The organism is Paraburkholderia kururiensis (genome assembly GCF_034424375.1).
GTDB lineage: Bacteria > Pseudomonadota > Gammaproteobacteria > Burkholderiales > Burkholderiaceae > Paraburkholderia > Paraburkholderia kururiensis_A.
Window position 1 is genome coordinate 3,874,198 of the sequence record NZ_CP139965.1, and the last position, 10,818, is coordinate 3,885,015.

Consider the following 10,818-nt stretch of genomic DNA (forward strand, 5'->3'; position numbering starts at 1 on the left):
GGAACACGGGCGCTCATGTTACGTAACCTGCAGTGCGCCGGACAGCGTCGACCACGCCCAGAAGCGCACGCGGCATGAAATGAGGCGGCAATGGACGCACTACCCGACGGAAAGGCCGAGCAGAAGTTTCAGGAACTGCTCGCAAAACTCACGGCCACGCCCGAGTGGACCGAGAAACAGCAGATCGAACTCGAAATGGCTCGCGACATTTCGGTGGAAATGCTGCAGCTCGCGGAGCACATGCGCGACGGCGAAGCCAACCTGGAAACCTGCCTGATCCTGCTGAAATACGCGAAGGTGCTCGACTTCGTGATGACCTCGCTCGCCGCGCGTCGCGACATCAAGCCCCAGACGCTGCGCGTCATCTTCAAGCTCGCCGGGCTGAAGGTCGACGAGGCTTATCCGGGTTGATGGAGGTCGACGCGGGTTGACGCCGCCTGGCGCCGACAGAAGCAGGCTGATGCGCAGGCTCACTGACACGCTGGCGCTCGCCTCGTGCGGCGGATTCAAATTGCGCGGCCGCAACACGCAAGCGCTGCACGCGCGGTCCGCTGCATGACCGCGCGCCGCACGATTTCGGCACGAGCCCCCGGCGCAAGCGTCAGGGCGTGCGCCATCGAGCGCGCTGGAAAATGCCTTGACCGCCTCCCCCTCGCATTCCTACTATCAATGACCGCGACGGCTGCCTGTCGCGTGGCGCGATGCAGCACGCACACACGCGACGTCACGCCCCAAGCAGGCTTTAGCGCAGCAGACGCGCTCGTCGAAGGCTCCGCCCAACGCATCGTTTAGCGTCACTATCGGGCGACACAAGAAGCCGATTCATCCGAACCGTCCGCCTTGCGCGTCGCGCGAGTTGTTCGGTCTCGCGCGGCACGTCCCATGCTGTAGTCATCCGCACGCTTTCAGAACAAGACACCGGCGTCGAACGCAAATGCGACGCACGAGTGTGGCTCGCTGTCCGGCATCGCAACGGGCCGCCGCAATGCATCGCCATGATGCCGTTCGTGGAGGAGACAAGAGACATGAGGAAAATGCGCTGGGTCGTCGTCCTGCTGTGCTTTCTTGCGATCGCGGTGAACTACATCGATCGCGCCAATCTCGCCGTCGCGGCGCCTCAGATCCGGCACGCGCTAGGCATCGGGCCTGCCGAAATGGGGCTCGTGCTGAGCGGCTTCTTCTGGACTTACGCGTTCATGCAAATGCCGTTCGGCTGGTTCGTCGACCGCGTGGGAGCGCGCATCGCGCTGCCGCTGGCGGTGGGCTGGTGGTCGCTCTTCACGGCGGCCACTGCAGGCGCCACCAGCGTGGCGTCGATGTTCGGCTGCCGGTTGATGCTCGGCGTGGGCGAGGCGGGCGCGTATCCGTCGTGCGCGAAACTCGTCGCGCAGTGGTTTCGTCCCGCCGAACGCGCGCTTGCCACGAGCATCTTCGACAGCGGCTCGCGCGTAGGCTCGGCGCTGTCGATTCCGCTCGTCGCGCTCATCATCGGCACGCTCGGATGGAAGGCCTCGTTCATCATCACGGGGCTGGTGGGCTTCGTGTGGGTGGTGGGCTGGTTCGCCATTTACCGCGCGCCCGCCCACGCCGACATGACGGGCACCGCTGACGAAGCCCCCGCAACGCAATCTGCGGAGCGCCGCGCCCGCGCCGACGAACCGTCGGTGAGCTGGGGTTCGCTGTTTCGATACCGCACGTTGTGGGGCATGATGCTCGGCTTCTTCTGCCTCAACTTCGTGATCTATTTCTTCATCACGTGGTTTCCCAGCTATCTCGTCGCCACGCGCGGTTTTTCGCTGAAGTCGCTCGGCACGCTCGGCATGATTCCGGCGCTGATGTCGATTCCCGGCGGCTGGATAGGCGGCCTCGTTTCGGACGCGCTGTTCCGCCGCGGCTGGAGCCTCACTGCGGCCCGCAAGACGTGCATGGTGGGCGGCATGCTGATGTCGTCCGTGATTACCCTTTGCGCGTTCACGTCGAACACCTGGCTCATGCTGGCGTTCTTCGGCATTTCATACGGCAGCCTCGCGTTCGCCGCCGCGAGCATCTGGTCGCTGCCAGCGGATGTGGCGCCCACGCCGCGGCATGTCGCGTCGATTGGCGGCATTCAGAACTTCGCGTCGAATCTGGCGGGCATCGTCATCACGACCTTCACGGGCGCCATGGTTCAGCTCACCAAGGGTTCGTTCACCATTCCGCTCGTGGTGGCGGGCGGCTTCTGTTTTCTGGGGGCGTTCAGCTATCTCGTGATCGTGGGCAGGATCGAGCCGCTTTCGGCAGCCGATGACCGGCGCCTGCAAGTGGATGGCGAAGCGCGGTCGGCAATGTAGCGTGTCGGTGCCCGGCCGCGCGCCAGCATGGTTACGCCGCTCGCACCACCTCCATGGGCGGCGTGCCGTCATGAAAGAGCATCTTCAGTTGCGTGCGCAATTCGGGGCTATCGGTGTGCCGATGCACACTCACGGCGTGCTGCACAGCGGCCTCGAGCAGTTCGGCCTCCGTATCGGCGGACAGCGCAACCGAACAACCCATCTCGCTCGGGAATTCGCGGCAATCGATGTACTTGCGCGTCATGGCAGCCTCCTTGTGTCGATGGACGAAGCACGCGTGAGCGCAGTGCGCGGCACGCATGAACGGAAAAGAGGGAAAGGTGAGCGGATCGATGCGGCGCGAAACGACACGTGATGGCACGAAACGCGGCGGGGAAGGTGTTCAGAAAGTATAGGTGGCGTGCAGCGATTTGAAAGCAGCGGGACGTAGCGGCCCGCTGCTTTCGGTGACCTGCTTCAACGCACTTTGAGCCGCCAGAGCGAAGTGAGCTCCGCAGCGCGCGCCTTGAAGAGCGGATCCGTGGGATCGGCCGCTTTCGGATGCCGCGGGCGAATATCTTCGCGGCCGGCCACTTCGAGGCCTGCGCCATCGATGGCCGCAAGCAGTTCATCGCGCATGCGCAGGCCGAGGTGCTCGGCGAAGTCCGAGAGAATGAGCCAGCCCTCTCCGCCCGGTTCGAGATGATCCTTCAGACCGTTGAGGAAACCGAGCAGCATCCGGCTTTCGGGATCGAACACGGCATGCTCCACGGGCGACGACGGCCGCGCGGGCACCCACGGCGGATTGCACACGACGAGCGGCGCACGGCCTTCGGGAAAGAGGTCCGCCTGCACCACGTCCACCTGCGATGCGTAACCGAGCCGCGCCAGATTCTCGCGCGCGCATGCGAGTGCGCGCGGGTCCTGATCCGTCGCGACGATGTGCTTCACGCCGCGCCTTGCGAGCACCGCGGCAATCACGCCGGTGCCCGTGCCGATGTCGAACGCCTTCTCCTGCGACGGCAATGGCGTGCTCGCGACAAGATCGAGGTACTCGCCGCGCACCGGCGAAAAGACGCCGTAGTAGGGATGAATACGGTCGCCCAGCGCGGGAATCTCCACGCCCTTCTTGCGCCATTCGTGCGCGCCGATCAGACCGAGCAACTCGCGCAGCGAAACGACAGAGTCTGCGTCGCCAGGGTTCGCTGAAGGGCTCGCCTCGCCGTATACCTCTTCGCAAGCCTGCTTCACGTCGGGCGCGCGACGCAGCGCGATTGTGTAGTCCGACGCGAGCGGAATCAGCAACATGCCGAGCGTTCGCGCACGCTGCGCTTGTGCGAGACGGTGCAGATTGAACGCGTCGCGCGACGACGCCGGTTCCGATTTCGCTTTCTTGTGCGGCTTGCGCTCCATGCGCCGCGCCATGGCCTGAAGTAGCTGACGCGCGTTCTGGAAGTCGCCGTACCACAGCAGCGCCGTGCCCTCGCAGGCGAGCCGCCACGCGGCGTCGGCCGTGATGCGGTCGTCGGCGATGACGACGCGCTTCGGCGCGGGCACGCCCGCTTCGGAGCGCCAGCGCGCGACGTGCGTGCCTTGTTCGTCGGACCAGGTGAGGGTGGGGAAATCGGTCATGGCGGATGCGGTGGAAGCTCGATATGAGCGATGGTGACAAGCGCGCGTGCCGGGCGGCCGCGAGCGCGTCATCTTAAAGCATCGGCATAGCACGTCGCGGGGTCAGGGCGTGCCGGCCTGAAGAGACGCGTTGAATGGACGGCCCCTGCCGAAATGCGGACCACGGCGCGCCAGTAAGAGCGGCACGCTTGCGCCCGCTTACTCGTCCGAGCTCTCGCCGGATTTCACGGGCGCCGCATCCAGCGCATCCCGCACCGCCCGCGCCAGGTCTTCCAGACGGTACGGCTTGCCGATCAGCGCCACGCCTTCGTCGAGCTTGCCGCCGTGGAAGATCACGTCGCGCGTGTAGCCCGAAGCGAAGAGAACGCGCGCATTGTGCGGCGGCCCGCTGGCAATGCGCGCGAGTTCGCTGCTCCTTACCGTGCCGGGCATCACGACGTCCGTGAAGAGCAGATCGACGCGCTGCCCGCTCTGCAACTGCGCGAGCGCGGCATCGCCATCCTGCGCGGAGATCACCTTGTAGCCGAGCTGAGCCAGCATTTCGATGGCGGCGATGCGCACGTCGGCATCGTCCTCTACGACGAGGATGGTTTCGCCGCCGCGCGTGGGCAATCTGCCGATCGGGGCCGCGGCGTCGCTCGCCGGGTCGAGGCTGCGCGGGAAATACAGATCGACCGTGGTGCCCCGACCTTCGGCGCTCAGCAAGTCGACGAAGCCCGCGCTTTGCGAAACGAAGCCGAACACCATGCTCAAGCCCAAGCCGGTTCCCTGTCCCTCGGCCTTGGTCGTGAAGAACGGCTCGATGGCGCGCGACTTCACGTGCTCGGGCATGCCGGTGCCCGTGTCGGAGACCGAGATCCGCACGTACTCGCCCGCGGGCACGCCCGCCACGCATGCGCGTTCGTCGCTCGCGGCATGGACGCAGTCGATCTTGACGTGAATGCTGCCGCGACCGTGAATCGCATCGCGTGAATTGATGACGAGGTTGAGCAGCGCAATTTCCAGCTGGTTGCGGTCCGCGCAGATGTTCCACCGATCGGCGGGGACCGCTGTCGCAAGCTCGGTTGTTTCGGGCAACGTGCGCCGCAGCATCTCGGCCATGCCTTCGACAAGGCGAACAGGATCGAACACGGTGGGCACGAGCGGCTGACGCCGCGCGAACGCGAGCAGTTGCGCCGCCAGCTTGGCGCCGCGCGCGACCGCGTTGCTCACCGCCGACACGCGGCGCTTGAGCGCGTCGTTGCCGCGCGTAGCTATTTCGATGAGCTGAAGATTCGCGGAGATGACCTGCAGGACGTTGTTGAAATCGTGTGCAACGCCGCCCGTCAGACTGCCGATGGCTTCGAGCTTCTGCGACTGACGCAGCCGCTCCTCGATCGCCACGCGTGCCGACACTTCTTCGGCCACGCGTTGCTCCAGCGTCTGCGTGAGCTTCAGCAGTTCTTCCTCGGCGCGCTGACGCTGCCGCTGCGCAAGCACCTTCGCCGTGGTCTCGAAGACGATGGCGAGCACGCCGGCGGGCCGGCCGTCGTCATCGGCGAGCGGGCTGTAGCTGAGGTCGAGCCAGACGTCTTCCGCGCGACCCTCGCGGTACAGCACCAGATCCTTGTCGCGATACGAGAGCGTGCGCCCGGCAAGGCAACTGTCCACCACGTTGCGATTGAACGACGCCACCTCCGGCCAGCCCACCTCCACCGGTTTGCCCAGCAGAAACGGATGCCGGCCGCCGGCAAAAACGGCATAGGCGTCGTTGTAAAGCATGGTGCCCTCGCGGCCCCACAACATGACGAGCGGCGAGGGCGACGCGAGCACCAGCCGCACGGCGGCGAGCAGGCTGGCCGACCACGTCTCGCGCGGGCCCAGCGACGTGTCGCTCCAGTCGAACCGGGCGATTCGCTGAGCCATCTCGCCCTGCCATCCTGGACATTGCGGGCCGACGGGAATTGGAGCAACGGACACCATCGTAGGAGGAATGCGCGCGCAAGAGAGTCAATTCAGCGGATCGCCGCAATTCTCGTGCCGCGACGGCGCGGCTCCAGGCTCGGGAAGCGGCTGCCTGTTCCGGTGTCTTTGCAGGCACACGTTCACGCGGACGGCAATCCATTCGGACTGGCCTGGGACCGGCGGCCTGCGTGGCTGTACGGACGTAAGGGCTACAGGCAGGCGAGCAGTTGCTCCAGCGTGGCGGGCTTCGTGATGCTTTGCTCGAAGCCGGCGCCTGCGGCGTCTTGCTGGCTGTCGGGCAGCGACAATCCGGAGAGCGAGATGAAACGCGTGCCGGAGAGCGCCGGATTCAACCGCAGACGCGCCACGACGTCGCCGCCGCTCATGTCCGGAAGGTTCCAGTCGATGAACGCCACCTGCGGCACGAACGACTCGACGACGCTGAACGCCTCGCCGCCATCGCAGGCATACCGCACCTCGTGCCCCTCGAACTCGAGGAGCAGCGCAAGGGCCTCGGTGGCGTCGCGGTTGTCGTCTACGAGCAGGATTCGTGTCGGCATGAGGCGAGGGTGGTAGTGGTGCGGGTGCGCAGCCGGGGGAATGGAAGCGGTGTCGGGACGACACGGAGTTGTTGGTATGGTACGCGGGAGTGGCGGGGGGCGTGCGGAAGGGCCGTCTGGCGATTCGGGCGGGCGCGGGGCGGATAAGCTCGCCCGGAAACGAAAAAGGGGTTACGCGATGTTTGCGTAACCCCTTGATTTCTGGTGAGGTACAGAACCCACAGATTCATCTCAACGTGTCGATAAATAAGAAGAATAGATTTTTCAAGCCTCCAAAATACCAACATCGTGGCTAGATATCGGCGAATCTATCCGGACGCCAGTACGGTCGCCGCGATCCAAGTAACGGGCCCGCACCAGGACGCAACCGCTATCGCGAGCCGATCATGGTCGATCTCAGCAGCGCAAAAGGGGTAGGCCGCAGACCTTTATTAATTGCGAGCATGGTCCACGCTCGTTGAATGGTCGTGCGCCCAAACGCGAGGTAACGGTTAATTCGTTGGGAGGCTGCAGTAGCTGCCGATGCTTCGCCCTAAATCAGCCCTCGACGCCGGCGCCAACCTTCCTTGCCTGCCTGCTCCCGCTTTCAATCACACTCCACCTTTCGCCGATGATCATCCGATCGCGAACCGCATCCCAAGATGATCCATAACAAAAATCCAGATTGCCTGTACAATGCTAGACATCCATCCCATCCACGGATCATCCAGATGGAAAACACTACCAAGTCAGGCCTGTTACAGTTCGTCGACATGATCACCAGCAAAGGCTGGGTGAACACGAACACCGGCAATAGCTGGAACGCAGCGGTCAAGAAGTTGCTCGGCGATGTCCCCGATGATGAGGACGTCCGGCGGATCGATGTCAAATCTCAGGTTTTAAGGTACAACAACCTTCATCCTGGTGATCTGTCGCCTGAATCGCTGAAGACGTACGAAAAACGGGCGACAACCGCCATCCAGCAATTCATCAGCTACAAGACCGATCCCCGCAACTACAAAGCGCCTTCGCGCGGCTTGTCGAACGGCAAGAACGACAAACCGGAGCAAAGGAAGAAGGCTGCGACCAAACCGGCGCAAGTCTCGGAAACGTCAGCTCAGACCACCACTCCGGACCAAGCCAAGGGCGACGGCGACTACGGCGCGCCGAAAACCATCGGCGGCACGTCAACTGGCACAAACCTAGTCCTGCCGTTCCCGCTTCGGCCTGGCTACTTGGCTCAGGTTGTTATCCCGATTGATATGACAAAGGATGAGGCAGATCGTCTGTGCGCGTTCATCCAAACGCTGGCGCAGGCAAAGCCGTGACCACGCAGAAAGGCGAAGGGCTGGACGGTCGGACGTCCAGCCCTTCAGTGCAACGACGTCCAGCACGGACAGCCGAGCTTGTCGGCCTGATCAAGCGAAAAGGACTGGTGATGAAAGTGACCATCAGAAGAACCCAGCGCCTACAGTGAACGTTGCATTTCGACTGTAGGCACCAATTGTACTAGCGCGGGCCATAGCATGCTATGGCCCGCGCCACGGCAAGCCCACGCAGCCGTTACAGCTTCCAAGCCCGTGGGAATGCGTATCGCGGATGCGCGGCCGTATCGGCGACCGGCGTTTCCGGATGCCGCATCGGGAGTAAGCTGTCTCACACCCGACAATCCTGAAAGTAGCGCAAGAGTGCCAATAGAGTCGCACTCGCATGCTGACAGATTGGGGCGTAACCCTCATTCCGCCAGAAGATGGGGAACGCCCGTAAAGTCAATGATTTGCAGCCATATCCCAATCAGGCAGCCATACCCCAGAACTTACCCCCAAATCCGTGGGACTTACCGAAGCCTTACGGAGTAACCAGAAACGAAAAACCCGCGCCAGCACTAGGCTTGGCGCGGGTTTCGGGACTTTCAGGCGCTACTTGGTGCGATATGTTGGTGCCGGCTGCAGGACTCGAACCCGCCACCTGATGATTACAAATCAATGAGATAGCGCATTTATCGGCGTTGACTCAAATTCGGAAAATCGCCAAAACCCTTGTAAATAAAGGAATTCATGCGAAATGCCGCTCTCACCCACGTTGACACGAATGCACCGAAAACCACAAAATCGGGTTACATAGCGGTTACATGGAAATCCATGTAACCCGGTTCAAAGGATAACAACGGTGGCCAAGGTCAATTTCACGGTGGGGCGGGTCAACGGGCATAGCTGCCCTGCGGGCAAGTCCCAAGCATTCTTGTGGGACAGCAATGCATCCGGCCTGGGCCTTCGTGCCACGGCGACCGGCACGCTGTCCTACATCTTTCAGGGCAAGCTGAACGGGGCGACTGTCCGCGTCACGATTGGCTCGCCGAAGGACTGGGATATTGACGGCGCGCGAGACGAAGCACGCCGTTTGCAACGCCTGGTTGATGCCGGCAAAGACCCACGAGAGGAAGCGGCTGAACAACGTGCCGCCCTGGTTGCGCGAAAGGCCGAAGCCGAGCGCAAGGACATAACCTTCGCCGATGCGTGGACGGCTTACCTTACCGACCTTGAAACGAAGCCCTCTCCCAAGACGAAGCGTCCCCGCAGCGCGCAGTACATCGAGGACCACCGTAAGTTAGCTGCCCCCGGAGGCACGAAAAAAAGGCGTGGAAAAGGACTGACGAGCCAGGGTCCGCTGCATGCGCTCATGCCGTTGAAGCTGTCCGACATGACCGCCGATGTAATTGCCCGTTGGATGGAAAACGAGGTCGCCGAGCGGCCAACCAGCGTCGCCTATGCATACCGCATGCTCAAGGCATTCGCCGGCTGGTGCGAGGGGCAAACAAGATTCGAGGCACTGCTGCCAAGCGACTGCTATTCGTCCCCGAAGGTCACCGCCCTGCTGCGCGGCACGAAAACACCCGAAGGAGACTGCCTGGAGCGCGAACAACTGCCCGCATGGTTCAAGGCAGTGCGCGCGCTGCCGAACGCTGTGGCATCCACCTACCTGCAAGGACTTCTCATTGCGGGCCCGCGCCGCGAAGAACTCGCCGAACTGCGCTGGGAAAACGTCGAATTAGGCTGGGGGGGCAGCATAACCCTGCGCGACAAAATCGAAACCTCACGCACCATCCCCTTAACGCCCTACTTCCGGTCTTTGCTGGTCGAATTGAAACGCATCAACGACACACCGCCAGATTTCAGGCAACGAGAAGCGCTGGAAGCAGCAGGCACGCCATGGCAGCCATCGCCATGGGTGTTTCCGAGCAGCGCATCGAAAAGCGGGCACATCGAGGAACCCCGATACGCGCATGGAGTTGCCATCGCGGAAGCCGGCCTCCCACATGTCACGCTACAAGGGCTACGCCGCTCATTCGGTACGCTGGCCGAATGGCTGGAGATTCCCACCGGTGTCGTTGCCCAAATTCAGGGACATAAACCTAGCGCACTGGCCGAGAAGCATTACCGCCGCCGCTCGATCGACCTGCTGCGCCAGTGGCACACGCGTATCGAAGCATGGATGCTGAAAGAAGCAGGCATTGACTTCAGCCCGGAACAGGCGTCAGAAACCGCCCGGTGAGCGCGGCGCAAGAATATGACATTGAATACATATGGAGTTTAGTGCATAATGACCAGCATGAACTGGACGGTGCTCTTTCACGACGCGTTCGACGCAGAGTTCCAAGAGCTACCGGAAGGCTTGCAGGACGAACTGTTGGCCCACGCGAGCCTGCTGGGTGAATTTGGCCCCAACCTTGGCCGGCCGACCGTGGATAGTCTCAAGGGTTCGCAACACTCCAACATGAAGGAACTACGCTTCAGTTGGGACAACGGTGTCTGGCGCGTCGCGTTTGCATTCGACCCCAAACGGCAGGCGATTCTATTGGTCGGCGGCGACAAAGGTGGTGCGGACCAGAAACGGTTCTACAAGCGATTGATTGTCGTAGCCGATGCACGGTTCGATGAGCACTTGTCCGCGCTCGCAGCGATGAAAGGAACGGAGAGCAAACATGGCAAAAAAACTCGATGATGTGATGGCAGCATTGCCGGCGGCACGTCGCGCGAAAATCGAGCGGCGTGCGCAGGAACTCGCCTCCTTGAAGGACTTGCGTCAGGCTGTCGAGAAAACCCAGGTCGATTTGGCCCAAGCACTAGGCGTGGGGCAGGACACCATTTCCCGCCTTGAACAACGCAGCGACATGCTGCTCTCGACGCTCCGGCGCTACATCGAAGGCATGGGCGGCAAGTTGGAACTGGTCGCGCAGTTTCCGAATCGCCCGCCCGTGGTTATTGACCATCTGGCCGAGGAAAAAGCCTCGCCTCGTAGCGCTACGCGGACACATCGGGCAACCAGGACGGCAGCCTGACGAGACACCGGGCGAACACGCGCATGTTGTCCAACTTGTCCATGCTGAAACCATG

Annotated in this window: 10 protein-coding genes; 6 read left to right on the forward strand and 4 right to left on the reverse strand. The window is 62.6% G+C overall.

Annotated features, from left to right (window positions below; all coding sequences use genetic code 11):
* Window positions 1–90: 90 nt before the first annotated feature.
* Both U0042_RS17295 and U0042_RS17300 read left to right on the forward strand, forming a co-directional pair.
* Window positions 91–411 (forward strand): hypothetical protein, encoded by a 321-nt coding sequence (locus tag U0042_RS17295; protein WP_017776150.1) that lies wholly within the window; start codon window positions 91–93, stop codon window positions 409–411.
* A gap of 614 nt (window positions 412–1,025) precedes the next feature.
* Window positions 1,026–2,330 (forward strand): MFS transporter, encoded by a 1,305-nt coding sequence (locus U0042_RS17300; protein ID WP_114814111.1) that lies wholly within the window; start codon window positions 1,026–1,028, stop codon window positions 2,328–2,330.
* Between the two features lie 31 nt (window positions 2,331–2,361).
* Here the strand turns inward: U0042_RS17300 and U0042_RS17305 are convergent, their stop codons facing one another.
* The 4 genes from U0042_RS17305 to U0042_RS17320 form a co-directional block, all read right to left on the reverse strand.
* The gene (locus tag U0042_RS17305; RefSeq protein WP_114814060.1) at window positions 2,362–2,574 is read right to left on the reverse strand and encodes a DUF1059 domain-containing protein; all 213 of its coding nucleotides are present in this window, start codon (window positions 2,572–2,574) and stop codon (window positions 2,362–2,364) included.
* 212 nt (window positions 2,575–2,786) lie between these two features.
* Window positions 2,787–3,941 carry a methyltransferase gene (locus tag U0042_RS17310; protein WP_114814059.1) on the reverse strand — a complete coding sequence of 385 codons (1,155 nt, stop codon included), beginning with the start codon at window positions 3,939–3,941 and terminating at the stop codon, window positions 2,787–2,789.
* Between the two features lie 198 nt (window positions 3,942–4,139).
* Window positions 4,140–5,846: an ATP-binding protein gene (locus U0042_RS17315; RefSeq protein WP_114814058.1), complete on the reverse strand. Its 1,707-nt coding sequence runs from the start codon at window positions 5,844–5,846 to the stop codon at window positions 4,140–4,142.
* A gap of 248 nt (window positions 5,847–6,094) precedes the next feature.
* Complete coding sequence (locus U0042_RS17320) at window positions 6,095–6,445, reverse strand: response regulator (protein WP_114814057.1); 351 nt, start codon at window positions 6,443–6,445, stop codon at window positions 6,095–6,097.
* Window positions 6,446–7,155: 710 nt separating this feature from the next.
* On the opposite strand from U0042_RS17320, the gene U0042_RS17325 reads away from it, so the two are divergent.
* From U0042_RS17325 to U0042_RS17340, 4 genes are all read left to right on the forward strand, one after another.
* A complete protein-coding gene (locus U0042_RS17325) occupies window positions 7,156–7,752 on the forward strand; it encodes a hypothetical protein (protein ID WP_114814056.1) in 597 nt (198 codons plus the stop codon).
* An 841-nt stretch (window positions 7,753–8,593) separates the two neighbouring features.
* On the forward strand, window positions 8,594–9,976 hold the full coding sequence (locus tag U0042_RS17330; protein WP_114814055.1) for a tyrosine-type recombinase/integrase: 1,383 nt from the start codon (window positions 8,594–8,596) through the stop codon (window positions 9,974–9,976).
* Between the two features lie 48 nt (window positions 9,977–10,024).
* On the forward strand, window positions 10,025–10,426 hold the full coding sequence (locus U0042_RS17335; RefSeq protein ID WP_198665390.1) for a type II toxin-antitoxin system RelE/ParE family toxin: 402 nt from the start codon (window positions 10,025–10,027) through the stop codon (window positions 10,424–10,426).
* Window positions 10,407–10,763 (forward strand): helix-turn-helix domain-containing protein, encoded by a 357-nt coding sequence (locus U0042_RS17340; protein ID WP_114814054.1) that lies wholly within the window; start codon window positions 10,407–10,409, stop codon window positions 10,761–10,763. The genes U0042_RS17335 and U0042_RS17340 overlap by 20 nt, the downstream gene beginning before the upstream one ends.
* Window positions 10,764–10,818 lie beyond the last annotated feature (55 nt).